We start from the raw sequence: 22,189 nt of genomic DNA, 5'->3' as shown, positions 1-22,189 counted from the left end.
AGCGATCGCTTGATATCGCCACGTCAGCAAAAGGGAGGAACTCATGAATTCCAGCAGGCAACCGTGGCAGCGCGACCCGGAAAACCCCGGCGCTCCCATCATCCCGCGCGGGGAATGGGATTTTCCACCCTATCATCGCTGGACCTTCCAGCATGTGCGCGAGATGGCGCCCACCGCACAGATCTGGCGCGGTCCCGGCTCGGTCCTGCCGCTCCCGGAACGCAAGCGCAATATCGACGGTATCGTCTTCGAGACGCGCGCCGGACGCCGCACGATGGCACAATATCTGGAGGAAAGCGCAACGGACGGCTTCATGGTGCTCTCACGCGGCGAAGTCGTCGCGGAACGCTACATGAACGGGCTTAAGCCCTACCGGCAGCATCTCGCCATGTCGGTCTCCAAGTCCGTCACCTCGGCGGTCTTCGGCATTCTCGTCCATCGCGGGCTTATCGATCCGCAGGCGCTGGTGACGAAATATCTGCCGGAGCTGGAAGGGACCGGCTATCGCGGCGCGACGGTCCAGCATGTGCTCGACATGACGAGCGGTGTCTATTTTGACGAGACCTACACGACGCCTGGTTCCCACATGCAGAAGCTTGGGCAGGCAAGCGGCTGGTTCGACGTCATTGATCCCGCATGGCCGATGACCGTATGGCAGCTCGTCCTCCAGCTTACCGAGCAGGAGCGCCCGCATGGGAAGGCCTTCCAGTACCGGTCGATCGAAACGGATGTGCTGGCCTTCATCATGCAACGTGCGACCGGCAAGCATCTTGCGGACTTGATCAGCGAGGAACTCTGGGCGCCAATGGGCGCAGAGGACGACGCCTACATCACGCTCGACCGTGGCGGCTTCGGCCTTGCGGACGGTGGTTTCAATGCGACGCTGCGCGATTTTGCCCGTTTTGCCTTGCTCCTGCTGCGCGGCGGCAAGGCGCATGGGCGCCAGATCGTGCCAGCCGCGTGGATCGAGGCGATCCGCGATGCCGATCACGAGATCTTCGGCAACAAGCGCCAGGGCGCGCTGCCGCGGGGAGCCTATCGCAACCAGTTCTGGATCGAGGACCCCGACAGCCGCGTCTTCATGTGCTTCGGCATCTTCGGCCAATATATCTACATGGACCCGGAGTCGGACTTTGCGATGATCAAGCTGTCGACCGATGTCGATCCTGTGAACGATGATCGCACGGCCGATATGCTGGCCGCCGCCCACAGGCTGCGGGATTTCTGCAAAACGGGAATTTGACCCGCTAATCGGGAGTATGGCGACACGAATGCCAGCCTATGGCCATGCCCGAGATGCCGCCGTTTCAGCGGGATGCAACCTGGTTTCGCAGCACCTGCGGCCTGAGATTGCCCCGTTTGCAAACGAAATGCCTCATTTTGGCGCCCCGGGCATGAAGCCAGTGCATCGAGCACGAGCCTAGGTTGGAAAAAATTTAGCCTTTCGATATTTTTTAGAAACCCGAACGCAAGCAATATGTGCCAGCCTCTGTTCCCGATGGTAATCCCGGACATGACGACGGGATCGGGAAACCATCTTCGTTCAGCTGGCGAGGGCGTCGCATGCCTTGCAATGAAAATGAAATACCGCAGCCTCATGCAGTCGGCTCCCAGGAGTTCATGCATTTGCGGGAACTGTTTGACCGTTCGTTCAAAGCAGCCCGGATCGGAGTATGGGAATGCAGCCTGCCGGACCAGACGCTGAAATGGACGGATACGGTCTATGAATTCTTCGATCTTGCCCCGCAGACAGCACTGGCGCGCGATGAAATCGTCAGGCTCTACACCCCGGGGACCCGCAGGCAGCTCAACGAGCTTCGCGACAGGGCAATTCGCACAGGTGAAGGCTTCACCCTCGACGCCCAGATAGTTACGGCAAAAGGAAACAATCGCTGGATAAGAATAACCGCCTGCGTGGAGTTTGCGGGCGGGACGGCCACAAGGATCTTCGGGGTCAAGCAGGATATCACCGCCGAGAAGACGATGATGGAGCAGCTCCGCCATCTGGCAGAGCGCGATATCCTCACGGGGCTGACTTCACGGACGAGGTTTGAAACTTTCCTGAGCGAGATATGCGGAGCCGACGGCCATGGGGCCAAGGCCCTGCTCCTGGCGGACCTCGACGGCTTCAAGTCCGTAAACGACACTCTCGGGCATCAGGCCGGTGACGATTGCCTGAAGGTTGCCGGCCGCAGGCTATCGCGGGCTGTCCCCGATGCGCATATGGTTGCCCGCATCGGCGGCGACGAATTTGCCGTCATCCATCCGTGTTCATCGCCCGAAGATCTCGCAAAGATCGCCGCCCGCGTCGTAAAAGGCATGCATTGGACGATTTCGACGCCGGCGAGGAACATTCGGATCGCGACGTCGGTCGGGGCGGCCATCATCGTGCCTGGGCAATCGCCAAAGGATATATTCGCAAAGGCCGATCATGTCCTCTACGAGGTGAAATCGGCGGGAAGGAATGGCTTCCGCATCGCACCGTCTTCCCGGTCGGCGTTGGAGGCTGCTCCGGCAACGCTGCTGAAGGACGGCAACCGTTTGACGGCAGGACGTTTCTAGCGTCTGCCGCCGGACCGGTTGCCCGATTCCTTTGTCGCGCTGGCACGCAGCCGAGGCGAAACGCCCGCGCCTCTGCCTGGAAACATGCGAACGTCGAGATCGGAGAACGGCTTTCCTGCTCGGCGGCGGCTTCGGTTAAAGCGCTGCCCGTTCGTCGCGCCTGCCGACGCGGGCAAGGAGATAGTCGACCTCGGCTCTCGCGGCCGGCGTCAGCATCTGCGCCGGCTTGCGTTGCGCGTCGGTGGCAATCACGCCGCGCCGCTTGAGCACATGCTTGCGGACGGCAAGGCCGATACCGAGCTGCTGCTCGTAGCGGATCAGCGGCAGATGGGCATCGAACAGGTCGTGCGCCTCGTCCCTTTTGCCGGCGGCGGACAATGCCATCAGTTCGGTGAGCATGTCCGGGAAGCCATAGCCGGTCATGGCTCCATCGGCGCCGCGCTCGGGCTCGAAATCGAGAAAGAGACCGCCATTGCCGCACAGGATCGAGAAGTCGCGCAACGTGCCAGCCTTCTGCATTGCGCGCAGCGTCGAAATCTTCTCCAGACCCGGCCAGTCTTCGTGCTTCAGCATCAGGCATGATTTATGGTTGGTCATGATTTTCGCGATCACACCGGGCGCCATGACGACGGTCAAGGTGAGCGGATAGTCCTGAAGGACCCACGGCACGTCTTCGCCGACGGCTTCGACGGCGCCGGCGAAATAATTGACGATCTGGTCGTCCGTCCGCAGCGCCGGCGGCGGCGCGATCATCACGCCTGCCGCACCCATGTCCATCGAGTCTCGCGCCAGGGAGCGCATCCCCGCGAAACCCGGCGCCGAGACGCCAACGATGACGGGAATCCTCGCGCGGGCGACGACCCGCTTGACGATGGCCCTACTCTCTTCCGGTTCCATCTTCGGGGCTTCCCCCATGATGCCCAGGATCGTAACACCGGTGCAGCCGCTTTCCTCGTAAAAGTCCGTCTGCCTGTCGATCGAATTGAAGTCGATCGAGCCGTCCTCGAAGAACGGCGTTGTCGCGATCGCATAGACGCCTTTGGATTCGGTGCTGAACGTCATTGCTGGCTGTCCTTCCAGGCCTGATATCTGGCCTTCGTTTCTGCATTCATCGGATAGAGGCCCGGAAGCGGTACGCCTCGATCGACCTCACGCATGATCCACGCTTCCATACGCTCCTGCTCGGGAGCCTCGGCGATAACGTGTTCCAGAAATGCCGCCGGAATGAGGACCGCCCCGTCTTCGTCGACCACGACGATATCATCCGGGAAGACGGCGACACCACCGCAGTTGATCGGTTCCTGCCAGCCGACGAATGTCAGGCCGGCAACCGAAGGCGGCGCGGCCACGCCGTTGCACCACACCTTCATGCCGCTTGCGAGAACGCCCTCGGCATCGCGCATCACACCGTCGGTCACCAGACCGGCAACATTGCGTTTCGCCATTCTGGCGCAGAGGATATCGCCGAAGATACCGGCGTCGACGGTCCCCATCGCATCCGCCACCGCGATGCAGCCCTCGGGCATTGCTTCGATGGCGGCGCGGGTCGAGATCGGCGAAGCCCAGTTGGCGGGCGTGGCAAGGTCTTCGCGGGCAGGAATGAACCGCAGCGTGAATGCCTTGCCGACGACACGCCCCTGGCCCGCCTTCAACGGCTTTGTGCCGCGCATCCAGACATTGCGCAGCCCTTTTTTCAACAGAACCGTCGTCAATGTCGCCGTTGAAATGCCCTGCAGTAGTTCAACCGTGCGGGGATCGAGTGACATGAAGACCTCGCTTTCTTTCAGATGCTGCCGATCAGGCCGCCATCGATGCGGATGATGGAGCCGGTGATATAGGATGCGCGCGGGCTGGCGAGAAAAGCGACCGTGTCGCCATATTCCTTCGGATCGCCATAGCGTCCGACCGGAATGGAGCCGGTGCTCTCGGCGGTGACATCCGCCACCGGCCTGTTCTCGCGCTTCGCCTTCTGCTCGTCGAGAAAAACGATGCGCTGGGTCGCAATGCGGCCCGGCAAGACGACGTTGGCCGTGATGCCGTCGCGGCCGATTTCGCGCGCGAGGGTCTTCGACCAGCCCACCAGCGCAAGGCGCAGGCTGTTTGATATTCCGAGATTGGCGATCGGTGCGACGACGCCCGACGACGTCGACGTGATGATGCGGCCCCACTTGCGCTCGCGCATGGACGGAAGAACGGCATCCGTGACGGCGATGACGGACCTGACCATCATGTCGAAATATTTCGACCACTCTGCCGGCGATTGTCCCGCAGCCGTCGTCGGCGGCGGTCCGCCGGTATTGTTGACCAGAATGTCGACTGGGCCGAATGCCTTGCCGATTTCATCGAGCTTCCCGCCGATCAACGACAGGTCGGCGATATCCCATGAGAGCGCAATCGCCTTGCCGCCTTCGGCCGCGATGGCATCCGCAGTCACTCTCGCGCTCTCTTCGTTTATATCCGCGACGACGACGGAAGCACCCTCGGCCGCCAGCGATTTTGCAATTGCCCCGCCAAGGCCGCCGCCGGCGCCGAAGACAAGTGCCGTCTTGTTGTTCAACTGAAGATCCAACTCTTCCTCCAATGGTTCGGGGCTACTATGACCGCTCGAAAACAAAAGAAAACCTTCCTTTTTGTTCTTTCAGACGATAGAAAATATGATTATGGAAACGCGCTTCCTCGAAACCTTCCTGATGGTCGCCCAGCATGGCTCGCTGGCGGAAGCGTCGCGACGGCTTGGCGTGACGCCGGCCGGCATCGCGCAGCGCATTCAAGCCTTGGAAGATGAAATCGGCCTGCCGCTTCTCGCGCGCTCCGGAAGGCGCGTGAAACCCACGCAGGCTGGCCTCGCCATCATGGAAAAGAGCAGGCGGGTCCTGTCGGAGGTCAGAGAGCTGAAAAGTCTGGCGCACGACGACCAGGCATTCGGCGAACTGCGCCTCGGGGCAATCTCGACGGCGTTGACGGGGCTGCTTCCCGGTGGGTTACGGCGGGTTTTCGACACCATTCCCGGCGTAGACATCTTCCTGTTGCCCGGCACGTCCGCAGAGCTTTACAACGGGCTTCTGGAAGAGAAGATCGATGCTGCAATCCTCGTCAAGCCGCCCTTCCCCATACCGAAGACATTGCAGTGGGATCTGATCCGCTCGGAGCCGTTTGTTCTGCTGGCGCCGCCGGAATTCGCAGAAACACCCGCCGATCAATTGCTGCGCGAGCAGCCGTTCATCCGCTACGACAGAAGCAATTGGGGCGGGCGCCTGGCGGATACCTATCTCCAGTCGCTCCGCATCCTGCCGCGTGAATGGCTTGAGCTGGACTCCTTGGAGGCGATCGCGGTCATGGTGGAAGCGGGATTGGGCGTATCGCTGATGCCCGACTGGCGCTCCTCGCTTTTCGACAACCTGCGAGTTGCGCGGCTGCCGCTGAGAAATGCCCCGCATCGCGAAATCGGGTTGCTGCGGCCGCGGAATGTTCGATCGAGCCGCCTTGTCCAGGCCGTTCTCGATGCGGTGCGTGCATAGAAGCACTCTTCAGAGCAGCGCTCCGTCCTCCGCACGGCAAAGGGACATGGCGCGGATGGCTGCCTGATGCGAAATCGCCGATCTGGCGGCCGCGCAGGTATGATTCTACCGGGCCTTTAGGAGTAGCAGTATCTCACGGGAAGCCCTCTCCGCCCGCTCTGCAATCTCCTGCGGCGACGCCACGCCCAGGCCTAGAAGAGCCTCGTCGAAGATCCCGGCCTTGAGAAGAGCGGCGAATGTTTGGGCGGCGCGGCGCTTATCGACGAGGCGCCAATCCTCGCGCTCGGCCCAAAGCTCGAGATAGCGGACAAACTGCGCATATATGCTGCCACTCGTCTGCTCCTGGTATCTGCGGCCCAGATCGGGGAAGCGATCGGCCTCGCGCGCAACCACGCGATAGAGCGCAAGCTGTGTGCGAGACAGGACGTGCCGAAGGTACTCTTCACCGGCTATCGGCAATGCCTCGTCAGGAGGAAGATCATACCAGGCTGGCGTCCCGTCCTGAATGGGTGCATGCGGACCGAGCGGCTGGTCGCAGGCCGCCTGCATGACCGCGCTGAAGAGGTCGTCTTTGCTGTCAAAATGCCGATAAAGGGTCTTGATCGAGACCCCCGCCTCCGCCGCGATATGATTGACCGAGGCTTCGGCGTAGCCGGAATCCAGAAACGCCTTCAACGCGGCGTCGACGATGAGCGCGCGCTTGCGTTCCATCAACGCAGCCTTGGGATTATCGGCCGACCAAGTCTTGACCATAGGACACATGACCCTCTTGACATTCAATTCGACAGTAATCACTGTCGCACAAACGACAGCGACCGCTGTCATTTAGTCGACACTATAGTCAAGCCGCCGCCGAGACAAGACAGGAACGGCGCGCGAAAGGAACATCATGAAGATCTTTGTCACGGGAGCGGCCGGCTACATCGGCGGCTCGGTCGCCGAGGGCCTCAAAACCGCCGGCCACACCATTGTCGGATTGGTGCGATCGGAGAAGGACGTCCCTTTGCTGAAGGCGCGCGGGATCGATGCCGTCGTCGGCGAACTCGACGACGCCGAGAAGCTGACGGCACTTGCGCAAGCGGCCGACGCGGTCATCCACTCTGCCAACGCCGATCACGCGGGCTCGGTGATCACGCTCGTCACCGCGCTCGAGCGCAGCGGCAAGCCTTTGATCCACACCTCCGGATCCTCGATCGTTACCGACCATGCCGATGGCGAATATGCCGCCGAAGTGCCGCTCGCCGAGGACGACTATTTCGAACCTGTTCCCCACCGGCGCTCCCGCGTCGACTTGAACCGTTATGTGCGGCAGGCAGCGATCGAAAAGGGCGTTCGCACGATCGTCATCTGCCCCGGGATGATCTACGGCGCGGGCCACGGCATACAACCCCACAGCGATCAGATTCCCAAGCTCATCGGCCTCTCGCGCCAGAACGGCGCCGGCGTCTATTTCGGCAAGGGCCTGAACGTCTATTCGAACGTGCACATCGACGATCTCGCGAGCCTCTACCTGCTGGTGCTCGAGAAGGCGCCCGGCGGCTCGTTTTTCTTTGCCGAGAACGGATACAACTCCTTTAGGGAAATCGCGGAGATGATCGGCGCCCTGCCTGAACTCGACGGCCGGACGGTGAGCGTTCCGGTGGCAGACATCATCCGCCAATTCGGTGAAAGCGCCAGGCTCGGCGTCGCTTCCAACAGCTACGTCAATGCGCTCAACGCCCGTCGTCTGGGATGGCAGCCAAAGGGGCCATCGCTGCCCGACTGGTTCAAGGTGTTTGCACAAACGGGAGCTGCGGCATGACGGTGTATCTGCTCGACCACGTTACCTTGCGGACCCGCGACCTTGAGGCGACGCGCACCTTCTTCGAGACGCTTCTCGACCTGAAGGTCGGTTATCGCCCGGCCTTTTCCTTCCCCGGCTATTGGCTTTATGCCGGCAGCGAGCCGATCGTCCATCTTATTCCCGCCCGTGGCGGGCCGGTCAAACGGGATGGAGAGGCGATCGACCACGTCGCCTTCCGCCTCGACGACTACGAAGGAATGCTCGGCAAGGTGGAGGCGCTGCGCATTCCTCATTCGCTCATGAATCTGCCGGAACTCGGCGAGCGCCGCATCTTCGTGCAAACGCCGACCGACATCCTGCTCGAACTCGTTTTCCGCGACCAGCCTCAGCAGTGAACCTAAGCGTGCTGTCGCCGGCGTTCTTCTCCATGAAGCGATAGGGGTGCGGTGCCTTGTCCGTCATGCACATCCCGGCCGGAGATCCGGCCGGCCTTCGTGTGCCGCCGTACGAAACTACCCGGCGTCGATCCGGTATAGCTTGTAAAGGCGACTGTGAAGGCGCCGATGCTGTTAAAGCCCACGGCATAGGCCGTCTCCGTCACGCTGATATTGCCTTGGCGCAGCAGGCGCATCGCCTCGCTCATGCGAAGTTCGTTGATAAATTCCCGCCAGCTGATGCCAAGTTCGTCCTTGAAGCGGCGGCGCAGGGTACGCTCGGACATCGCAACCGCGGCGGCGGCATCTGTCAGCGACGCGGTTTCGAGATGATCGCGCGCAAATTCGATGACCCGCTCCATGTCGGGTCCGTTGCCGAAGGGGGTCCACATCTTGCGCCTGGTATCGAACCAGATCGCGAAGAGATGGCCCATCGTACGGAAGAAATCATTGGCGACCTGGTCGGCCGGATCGCGATCCACGCCCCAGCGACGCGCGAAGGAGGCCATCTCGACGGCAAGTGCCGGCATCGCGACGGCCCAGCAGCCCGGATGATGCCAAACCGCTTCGGCGCCGGTGAATTTTACCAGTGTCAGCTCCACAGGACCGGTCGCCACCAGACGATAAGAGCGATCCGCGGGTATGAAGACCATGTGGCCGGACGGCAGGGTCCAGCAGCCGGCGGCGCCAAACAGCTTCGCCTCTCCATCGTGAACGCAAACGAGCATGCCGCCGGATTCGCGCTCGGAACTCGCATCGAAGGAGGAGAGCTTCAGTTCCACGGCATGGGACGGCTGGGCGCGCGAAATCGCGAAGCGCTCGTCCCGCCTCCCGAGAACGAAGCGCTGCATCACTTTTACCGAACCGCTTAGCGGACAGCTTTCCTCAGGCTCCATTGCTTTCATTTCGTCCTCCGCGAGATTGTCCGATATTAGTAAATTGCTGGCCTATTTCCGAATGACGGCCTTGGTTTAACGTGACAAGATCAGCGTCGCAAGTGGTGAGGAGCAGAAAATCTAAAACCGCTCCGGGGAGGAACGAACATGTCCAGTCTTGGTTACGCACCGCCGGGGGCTCATTCAGGCCGCCCTTCGGAGACGCTTCTGGACGTCTCGGGCGTCGGCAAGAGGTTCGGCGGCACGATAGCGCTGCGCGAAGTTTCGTTCGCGGTGTCCCGAGGCGAGATCGTTGCGCTGCTGGGCGAGAACGGTGCAGGCAAATCCACCCTCATCAAGATCATGGCCGGCGTGTATCAGGCCGATACCGGCACCCTGAGCTTCAAGGGCGACAGCGTCCCGGCCGCGACCAAAGCCGGATCCGTTGCGTTCATCCACCAGGACCTCGGCCTGATCCCCTGGATGACCGTGGCCGAGAACATGATGCTCGCCACCCGCTACCCGCGCCGCCTCGGCTTGATCGACTGGCGTGCCAGCCGCGAGCGCGCAAGCCGGGCGCTGGCCGAGATCGGCGGCGAGATCGATCCCGGTGACCGCATCGAAAGCCTGAGCCGCACCGACAAGTCGCTCGTCGCCATCGCCAGGGCTCTGGCCAGCAATGCCGAGCTGATCGTTCTCGATGAACCCACGGCCAGCCTGCCGCAGTCCGAGGTCGAGAGGCTGCATGACGTGCTGCGGCGGCTGCGTTCGCGCGGCGTCGGAATGATCTATGTCTCCCATCGCCTCGATGAAGTCTATGCGCTCTGCGACCGCGTGGTGGTCCTGCGTGACGGCGTTGTCGCGACGACTGCCGAAACCTCGGAGATAGACGCCGGCTCCCTGATCCAGTCGATCATAGGCCGGCCGCACGAGCAGGTCTTCGTGCGCCCATCGGCGCCGGACGGGGCCGGGACCGTCCTCAGTCTCGAAGCCGTCGCGATCGGGACCGTTGGGCCCGTCGATCTTTCGCTGAAGACCGGTGAGGTCGTGGGTCTCGTCGGCTTGCGCGGCGCCGGGCAGGACGCGATCGGCAAGGCGCTGTTCGGCACCGAAAAGGTCACCTCCGGCACCATCCGCCTTTCGGGCGCCGCCTATCTCCCGCACGATCCGCTCGATGCCATCTCCCAGGGTGTGCTGATGGTTGCGGGAGACCGGAATGCCGAATCCGTCGCCCAGGGCATGAGCGTGCGCGAGAACATGTTCCTGAACCCGGTGGCCTCCGGCCGCAGCCTCTTCGGCCTGCGCTCTTCGGCCTCCGAGGACCGGGAAGCGGAGACCATGGGGGCCCGGGTCCGGCTGCGGCCGAACCTGCCCTCCGCGCCGATCGAAACGCTGTCCGGCGGCAACCAGCAGAAGGTGGTGATGGCGCGCTGGATGCGCATCGGCGGGAAAGTCCTCGTTCTCGAGGATCCGACCGCGGGTGTCGATATCGGCGCCAAGGCGGAGATCTACCGATTGTTGGCCGACGCACTGTCGAACGGCCTGAGCGTGCTGCTGATCTCGACCGATTTCGAGGAGGTGACGGCCATTTGCCACCGCGCCTACGTGTTCCATTCCGGCAAGGTGGTGGCGGAAATTCCGGCGGCCGATCTATCGGTCACCAAGCTTCTCGGCGCCGCATCGCTTTCGCCCGTAGCCTGACAGCAACCTGCACACAAAGACGCCGGCCAAACTCTGCGGGCCGGAAGGGAGGATATCATGGAATCTATCAAATCGACGGCGTTGGAACCCACGCCGAGGGAGCTCGCGCATCTGTCGCTCCTGCAGCGCATGATGCGGCTCTTGCCGGTCTACGGATTGCCGATCCTGACCGTCGCGCTGATCATCTTGTTCAGCATCCTGCTGCCGACGACCTTTCCGACAATGCTCAACCTGCGTTCGGTGCTCGGCGACAAGTCTATCATCTGCGTCCTCGCGCTCGCCGCCATGGTGCCGATGATGGCGGGCCGCATGGACCTGACGGTCGGCTACGGCATCGTCATGTGGCATGTGCTGGCCATCAGCCTGCAGACCCAATATGGCTTCAACTGGATCGCGGCCGTGCTCGTGGTTCTGGCTCTTGGAGCACTTCTCGGGCTTATCAACGGCCTTCTCGTCGAGATCGCCCAGATCGATTCCTTCATTGCCACGCTCGGCACGGGTACGGTGCTTTATGCGCTGGCGCTCTGGCATACCGGCGGTCGTCAGGTCATCGGTGCGTTGCCGCCTGAATTCACCAATATCTACGCTACCAATATCTTCGGCCTGCCTGTCGCCGCCTTCTATGTGCTGGCAATCAGCATCGTGCTCTGGGTCGTCGCCGACTACCTGCCGATCGGTCGCATGCTCTATGCAATCGGCGCCAACCAGCGCGCCGCGTCGCTGAACGGCATTCGCACCCGCCGCTTCGTCATCGGCGCCTTTGTCACCTCGGGCGTGCTCGGCGCCTTTGCCGGCATCGTCCTTGCCGCCAAGCTGCGCATCGGCCAGGCAAGCGTCGGTCTCGAATTCCTGTTGCCGGCTTTGGTCGGCGCCTTTCTGGGGTCCACGACGATCAAGCCCGGCCGCGTCAACGTTTGGGGCACGGTCATCGGCGTCAGCATCCTCGCGGTCGGCATTTCAGGCATTCAACAATTCGGCGGCGCTTTCTACGTCGAGCCGCTCTTCAACGGCATGACGTTGCTCGTCGCCATCGGCATCGCCGGGTATTCGCAGCGCCGCCGCGCCATCGGCCGAGCCAAGCCGCCCCAGAAAATCGGGACCTGACGCCCGCGTCAGCCAACATTCGCAACATGTCATGCAAGGGAGGATATCAAATGACATTGAACTACCGGAAAAGCATCGGCCTTTTTGCCCTCGGGCTGCTCGGAACCACGATGACGGCCATCTCCGCTTATGCCCAGGACGATGGCGCGCAGGCCGCGCAGAACTACATCGCCGCGGTCACCAAGCCGAACCCGCCATGGACGGGCCCGACCTCGGGCCCCGCCGCCCAGAAGGGCAAGACGATCGTCTACGTCTCGGCGGACCAGCGCAACGGCGGCGCGCTCGGTGTCGGCGACGGCGTGGCGGAAGCCGGAAAGGCGATCGGTTGGACGGTGCGCGTGCTGGACGGCCAGGGAACCGTCTCCGGGCGCTCCTCCGCCCTGCAGCAGGCCATTGCACTCAAGCCTGACGGCATCGTGCTCGGCACGGTGGATGCCAAGGAACAGGCCGAACTTATCGCGCAAGCGGCGGGTGCCGGCATCAAGGTAGTGGGTTGGCATTCCGTCACCAATCCGGGGCCTTCCGAAGAGTTCAAGCTCTTCACCAACATCGCAACCGATCCGCTCGACGTCGCCAAGGCGGCAGCCTCGTTCGCGGTCGCCGATTCCGGCGGCAAGGCCGGCGTGGTGATCTTCACCGACTCGACCTATGCGATCGCCGTCGCGAAATCGGACGCCATGGCCAATGTCATCAAGGCGTGCGGCGGCTGCAAGGTTCTCGACGTGGAGGATACACCGCTTGCAGAGGCGAGCACCCGTATTCCACAGCTGACGACCTCGTTGCTGCAGCGCTTCGGCGATCAGTGGACCTACACGCTGAGCATCAACGACCTGACCTTCGACTTCATGTCGGCCTCGCTCGCCTCCGCCGGCATCGCCCAGGACGGTCATCCCCGCAACATTTCCGCCGGTGACGGAAGCGAGGCGGCCTTCCAGCGCATCCGCACGAATTTCTACCAGTCCGGCACGGTGGCCGAGCCGCTTCACCTGCAGGGCTGGCAGGCGGTGGACGAACTGAACCGCGCCTTCGCCGGCCAGCCGGCATCGGGCTTTTCCGCCCCCGTCCATCTGGTCGTCGCAGCGAACATCGGCTCGGACGGCGGACCCAAGAATGTCTACGATCCGGATAACGGCTATCGTGACGCCTATGCCAAGATCTGGACGGGCAAGTGACCCCTCGGGCGGAGGCCACCGGCCTCCGCCCCCCAATCCCCCACGCATGAATGGAGTTCAATCATGAGTAAAGCCTTTTGGCCTGATGGAAGCCGTCTCGTCATTTCCATCTCGATGCAAATGGAAGCAGGCGGCGAAGCGCCCTACGGGCCGGGCGGACCCTTTTCCGGCTTCATCGACATGGACCCGACCTATCCGGACTTTCCGACCAAGTCCTGGTACAAATACGGCTACCGCGAGGGCATCCAGCGCATGCTGGATCTCTGGGACCGGCTCGGCATCAAGGTGACGTCGCACATGGTCGGCTCGGCCGTCGATCGCGCGCCCGAGGTCGCCAAGGAGATTGTCGATCGCGGCCACGAAGCGGCTGCCCACGGCCGCGACTGGGTGCAGCAATACGACCTGGACTACGAAGCCGAAAAGAAGTTCATCCAGGACAATATCGACAGCGTGAAACGCGCAACGGGCCAGGTACCCATCGGCTACAACGGGGCAGCCATGCGTGGCACGATCAACACGTTGAAGATCCTGCAGGAGCTCGGCTTCAAGTATTTCATCGACGACGTCAGCCGGGACGAACCCTTTCTCATCAAGGTGCGCGACAAGGACATGGCGATCGTTCCCTATTCGCTGAACCTCAACGACATCATCCAGTTCGAGGCCTACAAGTTTTCGACCGGCGAGTACGAACAGCAGTTGAAGGACGAGTTCGACCAGCTTTACGAGGAAGGTGCAACGCGCCGGCGCATGATGGCGATCTCCACACATGACCGCATCCAGGGCCGCCCCTATCGCGTCCGCTCGCTCGCGCGCTTCCTGGAATATGCGAGCAAGCACAAAGGCGTTACCTTCCTGCGCAAGGATGAAATCGCCGACATCATCTATTCCGATCCGGAGCCGCTGCGCGACATCAACGAGCACGACGCCTGGGCGGAATGGGAACGCAAGAACGGCAAGCAGAAGATCGCCCCGATCGTCTGATGCGCAAGCAGGGCCGGCGCCGGCCGGCCCTCATGAACCCGGGAATCCATCATGAGTTACGACCTAGCAATCATCGGCGGTGGTATCGTCGGCCTGGCGACGGCGCTGGAGGTCAGCACCCGCTATCCCGGTCTCTCGATCGTCATCCTCGAGCGCGAACGCGATGTCGCCATGCACCAGACCGGCCGCAACAGCGGCGTCATTCATGCGGGCGTCTACTATCAGCCGGGCAGCCTGAAGGCGCGCTTCTGCAAGGAGGGCGTCGAGGCGACGATCCGCTTCTGCCGCGACCATGGCCTGCCTTACGAGCAGTGCGGCAAGATGCTTGTGGCGACGCAGGCATCCGAGCTCGACCGCATGGCCGCCCTGCACGAGCGCTGCATCGCCAACGGCCTGCCGGTCGAGCGTCTCGATGCCGCCGAACTGCGCCGGCGCGAGCCGCATATCCGCGGCGTCGGCGCTCTCTTCGTCTCGACGACGGGCATCGTCGATTACGGCCTCGTCGCGCGCACCATGGCGAAGCTGCTGAAGGAACGCGGTGTCGAGATCATCACCGGCGCCACCGTCGATCGCATCGGCGAGGAGCCATCCGGCGTGACGATCGGCGCCAGCCAGCGTGAGATCAAGGCGAAAAACATGATCGCCTGCGCCGGCATCATGGCCGATCGCATCGCCCGGCTCGGCGGCCTCGATCTCGATTTTCGGATCGTGCCCTTCCGCGGCGAATATTACCGGCTCGGCGCCGACAAGAACGATATCGTCAGCCATCTGATCTATCCGATCCCCGACCCGGCCCTGCCCTTCCTCGGCGTCCACCTGACGAAGATGATCGGCGGCTATGTGACCGTCGGCCCGAACGCCGTTCTGGCCTTCGCCCGGGACGGCTACCGCTTCGGCGACGTCAGCCTGCGCGACCTTGCGGAGATGATCGCCTATCCCGGCTTCCGCAGGGTGATCCGCGCCAACATGCGCTCCGGCCTTTCGGAGATGTGGAATTCGCTGAACAGGCGCGGTTATCTCGCGCTCTGCCAACGCTATTGCCCGGAGCTGACGCTGAAGGACCTGCAACCCTATCGCCCCGGCATCCGCGCCCAGGCCGTCCTGGCCGATGGCACGCTCGTGCACGATTTCCTCATTCGCGAAACCGCCCGCAGCATTCATGTCTGCAACGCCCCCTCGCCCGCCGCCACGTCGGCGATCCCCATCGGCCGTGACCTCGTCAACCGGGCTGCGGCGCGGTTCGGCTGGCGTACGGCGGTATCGGCCTGATAACCAGGATAACTCCCCATGCTCTATGACCTCAGAACCTATCGCTGCCGGCCCGGAACGGTCTCCGCCCAGCTTGCCGCCTATGCCCGCGAAGGCTTTGCCGCGCAAAGCCGCCATCTCGGCGATCCTCTCTTCTATGGCACGGTCGAGACTGGCGACGTCAACGCCTATGTCCATCTCTGGCAGTTCCAGGACGCCGCCGACCGCGAGCGCCGCCGGGCCGCCCTCTATACCGACGAGCAATGGCTCGCCTATCGCCGCCTGAGCGCCGAGGCCGCCTTTCAGACCGAGCAGACCAACATGCTGCTGAAACCTGCCTTCTTCTGGAAGGCGGGTTCGTGAACCTCGCGATACGGGGAAACCTGTCTTCGAGACGCGATAGGTCCCAGGCGGTCTTGCAGTTCGATTTTTTGGAGGGGATGGAATAAACGCATCCGGTCAATGTCCACGTCGGCAGAACTCGTTCCGCCAATCGATAAGGACATTCCCAATGAAATGCGCTTCGACCATTTTCGCCCTCGGCAGCCTCGGTTGCATCCTCGCGGCAAGTCCGGCTCTCGCACATGCGCATCTTGAGGGCGAAACGCCTTCGGATCGCTCGATAGTAAGGGCCTCACCGTCGTCGCTCGTGCTCGACTTCACCGAAGCGCTGAACATCGCCTTTTCCGGCATCGACATAATAGATGCGACCGGCCAGCAGATCTCACATGGAAAGCCCGCACTTACCAACGGCGATCGGAACCTGACCGTGCCCCTGCAGTCAGAGCTTGGTCCGGGCAGCTATACGGTTAAGTGGCACGTCCTTGCGACAGACGGACACAAGACAGAGGGTAGCTACAGCTTCACGGTCAAGCCGTGATTGTGGCAGACTGGATCTGGATCATCGGCCGCGCCACCATCGATGCGGCCCTGATGCTGCTGTGGGGCTGTTTCGGCTATGTTGCCTTGGCGGCGACACCGCCGCTGCGCTCGGCAATGACGCAGCATCTTGCCGGGATTTCAGCGGGGTGCATTGCGCTTCTTTCGTTTGCCACGCTGGCTATTCTTCCGGCGCAGATTGCCGAGGTCACCGATAGCTGGCGCAGTGCCATCGATCCTGAAACGGCGATATCGTTTCTCACGCTGACAAGCTCCGGACATGCATGGATATGTCTGGCCGCCGGATCGCTGCTTCTCGTTTCAGTTCGCGCGATGGCACCGGATCGAGGAGCCGTACAGGCCATCCTTGCGGGCTTGATGCTCTCCTCTCTTGCATTGACGGGCCATGCGGCGATGAATAGCGGCGCGGCACGAGGCTGGCACGCCGCAATCGACATCGTTCACCTTCTCTCCGCAGGGGCGTGGCTCGGCGGCCTCGTCGGCTTCGTTCTCGTCATGCGGGCAAACCGGCGGCCAGGACTACGTCCCGAGGCAATCCCGGCCCTGCGCAGGTTTTCGACGTTGGGCCACATCGCCGTTGCGCTGGTTCTCCTGAGTGGCGGCGCCAATACCCTGCTCGTCGTCGGTCATCTGCCGACGGATTTGCGATCGGCCTATCAAACGAAACTTCTCATGAAGATTGGCCTTGTCGCCATCATGGCTTTGACGGCGATGATCAATCGATATGCCTTCGTTCCGCTTTTGCGCAGACGAAGCCGCTGGGCTGAAAGAGCCCTGTCGGCCGGGGCCGTTTTCGAACTCGCCGTGGGCGCGGCGGTCATAGCGCTTGTGGCGGCGCTCGGAACGGAGGACCCCGCCTGACCCAGGCTGGTGCCAGGCCCGCAAAGGGAGCTGCGGCTTGATCGCCGCCGACATCACGGCTCTTCGCCATGGCCACGAAAAGCGTTTCGCAAAAAATATTCGACCCTCCGGAATAAACCGCGATGCACGGTGTCTACCTTCCTGAACGCTTCGAGAGAGATCAGGAGAAAACAATGACCGCCTTCTTCCGCTCCACCCGCATTCTCGTGACGACGTCCTTCCTCGCCGTCGCCCCGGTATCGGCCTTCGCCCAGGACGCGACGACCCACGATCATCAGCCTGCGGCCGGCACCGCCGACGAACGGCCGTACCTTCAGGAAAACGATGCCGCCATGGTCAAGATGATGAACGACATGGCCGTCAAGCCGACCGGCGACGCCAATCGCGATTTTGTCGAGATGATGATCCCCCACCATCAGGGTGCCATCGACATGGCCGTGGCCTATCTGCGCTACGGCAACAACGAGCAGCTCAAACGCATCGCCCAGGAAATCATCGTCGACCAGCAGCAGGAAATCGCCGCCATGCGCATGGCGCTCGGCGATCCGCTGCCGGCCTCCGATGCCGCTCCGACCCAGGCCGACGCGAACGCGGCAGCCAGCAATTCAAGCTCCGACGAGAAGACGTCATCCCAGGCACCGGCCATGCGGATGATGATGATGAAACCGGCCAACTGAGAAAGCCCCAAACATGAGACCCAACCTGAAGACCATAGCTCTGCTTGCCAGCACCGTGCTTTTCCCCGTCGTGGCGTTTGCCGGCCAGGCCCCAGGCCTGGCATCCGATCCGGATATTCCGATCACCCACAAGGACCGGATTTATGCGGCCGAACAGTTCTCCAACACGGTTTCGGTCTCCGACCCCGTCGACAACAAGCTGCTTGGCGTCATCAAGCTCGGCGATCCGCAGCCCGGTAACCTGAGCCCGCTCTACAAGGGGCAGGTGCTCGTCCATGGCATGGGATTCTCACCGGATCACAAAACCCTCGCGGTCGTCTCGATCGGCTCCAACTCGGTGACGTTCATCGACACGGCAACCAACGCCGTCAAGCATACGACCTATGTCGGCCGGTCTCCGCATGAGGCGTTCTACACGCCGGACGGCAAGGAAATCTGGGTGACGGTTCGCGGCGAAGACTATATTTCCGTCATCGATGCCAACAGCTTCGAGGAAAAGACCCGCATCAAGGTTGCTCCCGGCCCCGGCATGCAGATTTTCTCGCCGGACGGCAAATACGGCTATATCTGCTCGTCCTTCAATCCGGATGTCGCCGTCGTGACCGTCGCCGACCACCAGATCGTCGGTCATGTGAAGCAGGCAAGCCCGTTCTGCCCGAACATCGCGGCCTCGGCGGACGGCAAGCAGGTCTGGTTCACCCTGAAGGATGTCGGCAAGACCCAGGTCTTCGATGCCCAAGCCCCCTTCGATCTCATCAAGACCCTCGATACCGGCCCGATCACCAATCACGTCAATCTCGTCGTCAACAAGAACGGCAGCTTCGCCTATGTGACGGTCGGTGGATTGAACGAGGTGAAGGTATATCGCACCGACACTTTCGAACAGGTCGCGACCATCCCCGTCGGCAATCTGCCTCACGGCATCTGGCCATCGGGTGACGGCACCCGCGTCTATGTCGGGCTGGAGAATGCCGACCAGTTCGCCGTGATCGACACGCTGACGAACAAGGTCATCGCCAATATCCCGATCGGCCAGGCGCCCCAGGCCGTCGCTTATGTTCCGAACGCCGTTCCCGAAGGCGACGGTACGCAAAACCTGGTGCCGCTCGGGACTGCGGGAGATGCCGCCCACCTGACGCTCACCGGCAAGGGAAGCGACGACAAAAAGCCAGAGACAAGCGTAACCCTGTTCAATCAGGGGCTGACGCAAGTCTTGCAGGCGGCGGTCGCTGGCCTCGATCCCAAGAAGCCCTATGTCCTGGCTCTCTCGGAAAAGGCCGACGGAAGCGGCCAGCTCCAGGCTCTGGCGACATTCATGACCAACCCCGCCGGTTCCGCCATCGTGAACGCCGTCGGTCCGATCCGCCAGATCGTCGAAGCCAAGCACAAAGACGAGAAGCGTTATCTCGTCGTTACCACTGCCGTCGACGGCAAGTCCGGCGAGGTTGTGCAGGTACAGGCGAAGTGACAATAATGGCCCGCTCCCAGGAGCGGGCCTTCCACTCGCGGCAAGGTGTGACATGGATGATCTCCTCTCCCAGCTCGAACCGATGATTCCGGCGCTGCGGCGCTATGCGCGCGGCCTGCTCCACGATGCGGTTGCGGCCGACGATCTCGTACAGGATTGCCTGGAACGGGTGGTCGCCCATTGGAACCGGCGGCGCAGCGAGGATGCTCGTGCATGGGTGTTCACCATCCTGCACAATCTTGCAATCAATCGGTTGAGGCAGATTTCGCGTCGCGGCCGGAATGTCGCCATCGATGATATCGGCGAAGACCAGCTGGCTCACAGGGCGACACAGGAAGACGACCTCGCAAGGGCGGAGATCATGTCGGCGCTTCGGCAGCTGCCGGAAGAACAGCGCAGCGTCCTGCTGCTGGTCTCGGTGGAAGATCTTTCCTATGCCCAGGTGGCCGAGGTACTGGCGATCCCCATCGGAACGGTGATGTCGCGGCTTTCGCGTGGCCGCGAGCGTTTGCGACAAATCTTGGAGAATCCCGTCTCCGACGCTAAACCGGGATCACATCTGCGGAGAGTGAAATGACGGACGAGCCGATTACCGAAGACGATCTTCACGCCTATGTCGACGGCCGCCTGGACGAAGCCCGCAGCGCAGAGATCTCCGCCTATCTGCAAAGGCATCCGGATGTGGCCGGACGTTTCGCATCCTATTCCACGCAGCGCGATGCCCTGCGCACCGCATTCGACAGTGTAACAGAGGAGCCGATCCCGACTCGGCTCAATCTCAAGCACATGATCGCAACGAAACGACAGAACCATCTCTCCTCGTGGCGGCTCGCTGCCGCGGCCGTTGTTCTTCTGGTCGCCGGCGGATCGGGCGGGTGGTACATGCGCGACATGATGACCCCGGCGAGCGAAGGCGTGGCCGCGCTTGCCCGGGAAGCGTCCGAAAGTTATGCGACCTATGCGTCCGACAAGATCAGGCCGGTCGAACTTCGGGCAGACAACATGACCGAGCTGGTGGACTGGGCGACCGAACGCATGGGCCGCAGGCCCGTGCTGCCGGATCTGTCGAAATCCGGATACCGGCTGATGGGCGGACGGGTGGTCTCCACCCCGCACGGCGCCGGGCTCATGCTGATGTACGACAACGACCACGGCACGCGCCTCGTCATGCTGACGAGACCCATGATCGTGGACCAGACGCGAACGATGGCTCCCTATTCGGAAGGCAAGGTCGATGGCTGGACCTGGGCGACGAACGGATTGGGCTACAGCCTCGTCGGCTCTCTCCCTTCGGAGGCTCTGCACCCGCTCGCCGACGATATCCGCAGGCAAGTCAACGATCAGGCCTGATCCGGAGGGTTGAGCCACCAACGATCGGCACCGATCCGTCCATCGGGAGCAGCGCCCGGTCCAGATTGGCCTGGCGGCAATGCGTAGGTAATTACTTACGGATTGAGCTTCGACAGGACAGGCGTCTCGGCCAAGACATCCCGGTGGATGCGGCATCCACCGGGAGAAGCGTCAAGCCGCCAGCAACGTGTCGGAAACGGCGGAAATGGCTTCGGAAAGGATGCGCACGGTCTCCTGGCAATGCTCTTCGGTAAAGATGAGCGGCGGTGACAGCACGATCTTGTCCCCGATCGGGCGAACGATCAGGCCCCGCTCCCGGCAGGCGAGAAAGACCTGATGGGCCGAGCCGACCGTCGGTGCGAAGGAGCGCTTCGCCACCTTGTCCTTGACGAGCTCGATGCCGCACATCAGATGGCTGCCGCGCACGTCGCCAACGATCTCGAACGCGTTGAGGGCTTCGAGCGCCTTGAGGAAGGCCGGCCCCACAACGCGCACATGCTCGTTGAGCCCGTCGCGCTTCATGGTTTCGATGGTCGCAAGCCCGGCGGCGCAGGCGACGGCATGGCCGGAATAGGTGAAGCCAAGCGTCAGCTGTCCGCCCTCGCATTGCGGCGAGGCGATGACGTCGTAGAATTCCGAGGAGAACACCGCCGCGCCGAGCGGGATGTAGCCCGAGGTCAGGCCCTTGGCGAGGATCATGATATCCGGGACATAGCCGTACAACGCTTCGGAAGCGCTCCATTCGCCGAGACGGCCGAACGCGGTTACCACCTCGTCGGCGATGTAGAGCAACCCATATTTCCGGCAGATCGCGTGCATGCGCCTATGATAGCCGTCAGGAGCGACCAGAACGCCGCCGGCACCCATGATCGGCTCGGCGATGAAGGCGGCGACATTGTCCGGTCCAAGCTGCAGGATGCGGTCCTCGAACTCCTGCACCAGATGGTCGCAGTAGGCCGCTTCCGACATGCCGGCCGGCCGGCGGTATGAGTTGGCGGCGGAGATGTGGTGGATGAAGTCTTGCCCGACGGAATCGAAGCCATATTTCGTGGCATGAATACCCGTCAGCTGTGCGGTGACGTAGGTCGAGCCGTGATAGGCATCGACGCGGGCGATGATCTTCTTCTTGTTCGGCTTGCCCAGCCGGTTGAAATAGTGGTGCACCATGCGGATCGCGAGATCGTTCGCCGTCGAGCCGCCGGTGGTATAGAAGACATGGTTCAGCGATCCGGGCAGTAGCTCGGCGAGTTCGGCGGCGAGCAGGGCCGCGGGTACGTTGGTCGAATGACCGAACGGGTTGTAATACTGCATGGTCGCGGCCTGATGGGCGATGGCATCCACCAGTTCCCGCCGGCCATGGCCGAGGTTCACGCACCACAGACCGGCAATGCCATCCAGATATTTCCGGCCTTCCTCGTCGAAGATATGCACGCCGCTGGCGGAAGCGGTGATCTGGCTGCCTTCCTGCCGAAACGTGGCGAAATCCGTATAGGGATGGATGAAGTGCTCGATGTCGAGGCGTTTGACATCGGCATTGGTATAGGAGCGCATGGAT

Annotated in this window: 23 protein-coding genes; 17 read left to right on the top strand and 6 right to left on the bottom strand. The window is 62.4% G+C overall.

What is annotated here, in order from left to right; genetic code table 11:
* Positions 1-43: 43 nt before the first annotated feature.
* Positions 44-1,243, top strand: coding sequence for a serine hydrolase domain-containing protein (locus tag GR212_RS18785; RefSeq protein WP_163988177.1), 1,200 nt, complete (start codon positions 44-46; stop codon positions 1,241-1,243).
* 377 nt (positions 1,244-1,620) lie between these two features.
* Entirely contained in the window at positions 1,621-2,562 is a 942-nt protein-coding gene (locus tag GR212_RS18780; RefSeq protein ID WP_163988176.1) for a sensor domain-containing diguanylate cyclase, read from the top strand.
* Between the two features lie 135 nt (positions 2,563-2,697).
* Here the strand turns inward: GR212_RS18780 and GR212_RS18775 are convergent, their stop codons facing one another.
* Genes GR212_RS18775 through GR212_RS18765 form a run of 3 tightly spaced genes read right to left on the bottom strand, consistent with a single transcriptional unit; the run spans position 2,698 to position 5,131 of the window.
* A complete protein-coding gene (locus GR212_RS18775; RefSeq protein ID WP_163988174.1) occupies positions 2,698-3,624 on the bottom strand; it encodes a dihydrodipicolinate synthase family protein in 927 nt (308 codons plus the stop codon).
* Positions 3,621-4,328 (bottom strand): ribonuclease activity regulator RraA, encoded by a 708-nt coding sequence (locus tag GR212_RS18770; RefSeq protein WP_163988172.1) that lies wholly within the window; start codon positions 4,326-4,328, stop codon positions 3,621-3,623. Before GR212_RS18770 ends, GR212_RS18775 begins: the two co-directional genes overlap by 4 nt.
* 17 nt (positions 4,329-4,345) lie before the next feature.
* Positions 4,346-5,131 carry an SDR family oxidoreductase gene (locus tag GR212_RS18765; RefSeq protein WP_163988170.1) on the bottom strand — a complete coding sequence of 262 codons (786 nt, stop codon included), beginning with the start codon at positions 5,129-5,131 and terminating at the stop codon, positions 4,346-4,348.
* Between the two features lie 85 nt (positions 5,132-5,216).
* Here GR212_RS18765 and GR212_RS18760 point away from each other — a divergent pair, with 85 nt between their 5' ends.
* Positions 5,217-6,080, top strand: a complete 864-nt coding sequence (locus tag GR212_RS18760; protein ID WP_246725807.1) for a LysR family transcriptional regulator — start codon at positions 5,217-5,219, stop codon at positions 6,078-6,080.
* A gap of 105 nt (positions 6,081-6,185) precedes the next feature.
* Here the strand turns inward: GR212_RS18760 and GR212_RS18755 are convergent, their stop codons facing one another.
* Entirely contained in the window at positions 6,186-6,833 is a 648-nt protein-coding gene (locus GR212_RS18755; protein WP_163988168.1) for a TetR/AcrR family transcriptional regulator, read from the bottom strand.
* A 136-nt stretch (positions 6,834-6,969) separates the two neighbouring features.
* Here GR212_RS18755 and GR212_RS18750 point away from each other — a divergent pair, with 136 nt between their 5' ends.
* The gene (locus GR212_RS18750) at positions 6,970-7,881 is read left to right on the top strand and encodes an NAD-dependent epimerase/dehydratase family protein (RefSeq protein ID WP_163988166.1); all 912 of its coding nucleotides are present in this window, start codon (positions 6,970-6,972) and stop codon (positions 7,879-7,881) included.
* On the top strand, positions 7,878-8,258 hold the full coding sequence (locus GR212_RS18745) for a VOC family protein (protein ID WP_163988165.1): 381 nt from the start codon (positions 7,878-7,880) through the stop codon (positions 8,256-8,258). The genes GR212_RS18750 and GR212_RS18745 overlap by 4 nt, the downstream gene beginning before the upstream one ends.
* Before the next feature lie 2 nt (positions 8,259-8,260).
* On the opposite strand, the gene GR212_RS18740 is transcribed toward GR212_RS18745, so the two are convergent.
* Entirely contained in the window at positions 8,261-9,202 is a 942-nt protein-coding gene (locus GR212_RS18740) for a helix-turn-helix transcriptional regulator (protein WP_163988163.1), read from the bottom strand.
* Positions 9,203-9,340: 138 nt separating this feature from the next.
* Here GR212_RS18740 and GR212_RS18735 point away from each other — a divergent pair, with 138 nt between their 5' ends.
* The 12 genes from GR212_RS18735 to GR212_RS18680 all read left to right on the top strand — a co-directional run bounded on the left by GR212_RS18735 (position 9,341) and on the right by GR212_RS18680 (position 20,634).
* The gene (locus GR212_RS18735) at positions 9,341-10,873 is read left to right on the top strand and encodes a sugar ABC transporter ATP-binding protein (RefSeq protein WP_163988161.1); all 1,533 of its coding nucleotides are present in this window, start codon (positions 9,341-9,343) and stop codon (positions 10,871-10,873) included.
* Between the two features lie 57 nt (positions 10,874-10,930).
* A complete protein-coding gene (locus GR212_RS18730; RefSeq protein WP_163988159.1) occupies positions 10,931-11,977 on the top strand; it encodes an ABC transporter permease in 1,047 nt (348 codons plus the stop codon).
* 50 nt (positions 11,978-12,027) lie between these two features.
* Complete coding sequence (locus GR212_RS18725) at positions 12,028-13,149, top strand: substrate-binding domain-containing protein (RefSeq protein ID WP_246725806.1); 1,122 nt, start codon at positions 12,028-12,030, stop codon at positions 13,147-13,149.
* Positions 13,150-13,212: 63 nt separating this feature from the next.
* Positions 13,213-14,130, top strand: a complete 918-nt coding sequence (locus GR212_RS18720) for a polysaccharide deacetylase family protein (protein ID WP_163988157.1) — start codon at positions 13,213-13,215, stop codon at positions 14,128-14,130.
* Positions 14,131-14,181: 51 nt separating this feature from the next.
* On the top strand, positions 14,182-15,399 hold the full coding sequence (gene lhgO, locus GR212_RS18715; protein WP_163988155.1) for an L-2-hydroxyglutarate oxidase: 1,218 nt from the start codon (positions 14,182-14,184) through the stop codon (positions 15,397-15,399).
* An 18-nt stretch (positions 15,400-15,417) separates the two neighbouring features.
* On the top strand, positions 15,418-15,741 hold the full coding sequence (locus GR212_RS18710) for an NIPSNAP family protein (RefSeq protein WP_163988153.1): 324 nt from the start codon (positions 15,418-15,420) through the stop codon (positions 15,739-15,741).
* A 148-nt stretch (positions 15,742-15,889) separates the two neighbouring features.
* On the top strand, positions 15,890-16,258 hold the full coding sequence (gene copC / locus GR212_RS18705) for a copper homeostasis periplasmic binding protein CopC (protein ID WP_163988152.1): 369 nt from the start codon (positions 15,890-15,892) through the stop codon (positions 16,256-16,258).
* Between the two features lie 2 nt (positions 16,259-16,260).
* Complete coding sequence (gene copD, locus GR212_RS18700; protein WP_163988149.1) at positions 16,261-17,139, top strand: copper homeostasis membrane protein CopD; 879 nt, start codon at positions 16,261-16,263, stop codon at positions 17,137-17,139.
* 173 nt (positions 17,140-17,312) lie between these two features.
* Complete coding sequence (locus tag GR212_RS18695; protein WP_163988147.1) at positions 17,313-17,816, top strand: DUF305 domain-containing protein; 504 nt, start codon at positions 17,313-17,315, stop codon at positions 17,814-17,816.
* A 13-nt stretch (positions 17,817-17,829) separates the two neighbouring features.
* Complete coding sequence (locus GR212_RS18690) at positions 17,830-19,284, top strand: YncE family protein (RefSeq protein WP_163988144.1); 1,455 nt, start codon at positions 17,830-17,832, stop codon at positions 19,282-19,284.
* Between the two features lie 52 nt (positions 19,285-19,336).
* Positions 19,337-19,861: an RNA polymerase sigma factor gene (locus GR212_RS18685; protein WP_163988142.1), complete on the top strand. Its 525-nt coding sequence runs from the start codon at positions 19,337-19,339 to the stop codon at positions 19,859-19,861.
* The gene (locus GR212_RS18680; protein ID WP_163988140.1) at positions 19,858-20,634 is read left to right on the top strand and encodes an anti-sigma factor family protein; all 777 of its coding nucleotides are present in this window, start codon (positions 19,858-19,860) and stop codon (positions 20,632-20,634) included. Before GR212_RS18685 ends, GR212_RS18680 begins: the two co-directional genes overlap by 4 nt.
* Positions 20,635-20,805: 171 nt before the next feature.
* On the opposite strand, the gene GR212_RS18675 is transcribed toward GR212_RS18680, so the two are convergent.
* Positions 20,806-22,185 (bottom strand): aminotransferase, encoded by a 1,380-nt coding sequence (locus tag GR212_RS18675; protein ID WP_163988138.1) that lies wholly within the window; start codon positions 22,183-22,185, stop codon positions 20,806-20,808.
* Between the last annotated feature and the right edge of the window lie 4 nt (positions 22,186-22,189).

The sequence above is a fragment of the Martinezella lusitana genome (genome assembly GCF_010668395.1).
Taxonomy (GTDB): Bacteria; Pseudomonadota; Alphaproteobacteria; order Rhizobiales; family Rhizobiaceae; genus Rhizobium; species Rhizobium lusitanum_A.
This window is presented reverse-complemented; position numbering and strand designations above follow the sequence as displayed.

Coding starts and splice junctions, on each gene's coding strand:
- GR212_RS18785 (WP_163988177.1), top strand. CDS start 44: ATGAATTCCAGCAGGCAACCGTGGCAGCGCGACCCGGAAAACCCCGGC.
- GR212_RS18780 (WP_163988176.1), top strand. CDS start 1,621: ATGCATTTGCGGGAACTGTTTGACCGTTCGTTCAAAGCAGCCCGGATC.
- GR212_RS18775 (WP_163988174.1), bottom strand. CDS start 3,624: ATGACGTTCAGCACCGAATCCAAAGGCGTCTATGCGATCGCGACAACG.
- GR212_RS18770 (WP_163988172.1), bottom strand. CDS start 4,328: ATGTCACTCGATCCCCGCACGGTTGAACTACTGCAGGGCATTTCAACG.
- GR212_RS18760 (WP_246725807.1), top strand. CDS start 5,217: ATGATTATGGAAACGCGCTTCCTCGAAACCTTCCTGATGGTCGCCCAG.
- GR212_RS18755 (WP_163988168.1), bottom strand. CDS start 6,833: ATGGTCAAGACTTGGTCGGCCGATAATCCCAAGGCTGCGTTGATGGAA.
- GR212_RS18750 (WP_163988166.1), top strand. CDS start 6,970: ATGAAGATCTTTGTCACGGGAGCGGCCGGCTACATCGGCGGCTCGGTC.
- GR212_RS18745 (WP_163988165.1), top strand. CDS start 7,878: ATGACGGTGTATCTGCTCGACCACGTTACCTTGCGGACCCGCGACCTT.
- GR212_RS18740 (WP_163988163.1), bottom strand. CDS start 9,202: ATGAAAGCAATGGAGCCTGAGGAAAGCTGTCCGCTAAGCGGTTCGGTA.
- GR212_RS18735 (WP_163988161.1), top strand. CDS start 9,341: ATGTCCAGTCTTGGTTACGCACCGCCGGGGGCTCATTCAGGCCGCCCT.
- GR212_RS18730 (WP_163988159.1), top strand. CDS start 10,931: ATGGAATCTATCAAATCGACGGCGTTGGAACCCACGCCGAGGGAGCTC.
- GR212_RS18725 (WP_246725806.1), top strand. CDS start 12,028: ATGACATTGAACTACCGGAAAAGCATCGGCCTTTTTGCCCTCGGGCTG.
- GR212_RS18720 (WP_163988157.1), top strand. CDS start 13,213: ATGAGTAAAGCCTTTTGGCCTGATGGAAGCCGTCTCGTCATTTCCATC.
- lhgO (WP_163988155.1), top strand. CDS start 14,182: ATGAGTTACGACCTAGCAATCATCGGCGGTGGTATCGTCGGCCTGGCG.
- GR212_RS18710 (WP_163988153.1), top strand. CDS start 15,418: ATGCTCTATGACCTCAGAACCTATCGCTGCCGGCCCGGAACGGTCTCC.
- copC (WP_163988152.1), top strand. CDS start 15,890: ATGAAATGCGCTTCGACCATTTTCGCCCTCGGCAGCCTCGGTTGCATC.
- GR212_RS18695 (WP_163988147.1), top strand. CDS start 17,313: ATGACCGCCTTCTTCCGCTCCACCCGCATTCTCGTGACGACGTCCTTC.
- GR212_RS18690 (WP_163988144.1), top strand. CDS start 17,830: ATGAGACCCAACCTGAAGACCATAGCTCTGCTTGCCAGCACCGTGCTT.
- GR212_RS18685 (WP_163988142.1), top strand. CDS start 19,337: ATGGATGATCTCCTCTCCCAGCTCGAACCGATGATTCCGGCGCTGCGG.
- GR212_RS18680 (WP_163988140.1), top strand. CDS start 19,858: ATGACGGACGAGCCGATTACCGAAGACGATCTTCACGCCTATGTCGAC.
- GR212_RS18675 (WP_163988138.1), bottom strand. CDS start 22,185: ATGCGCTCCTATACCAATGCCGATGTCAAACGCCTCGACATCGAGCAC.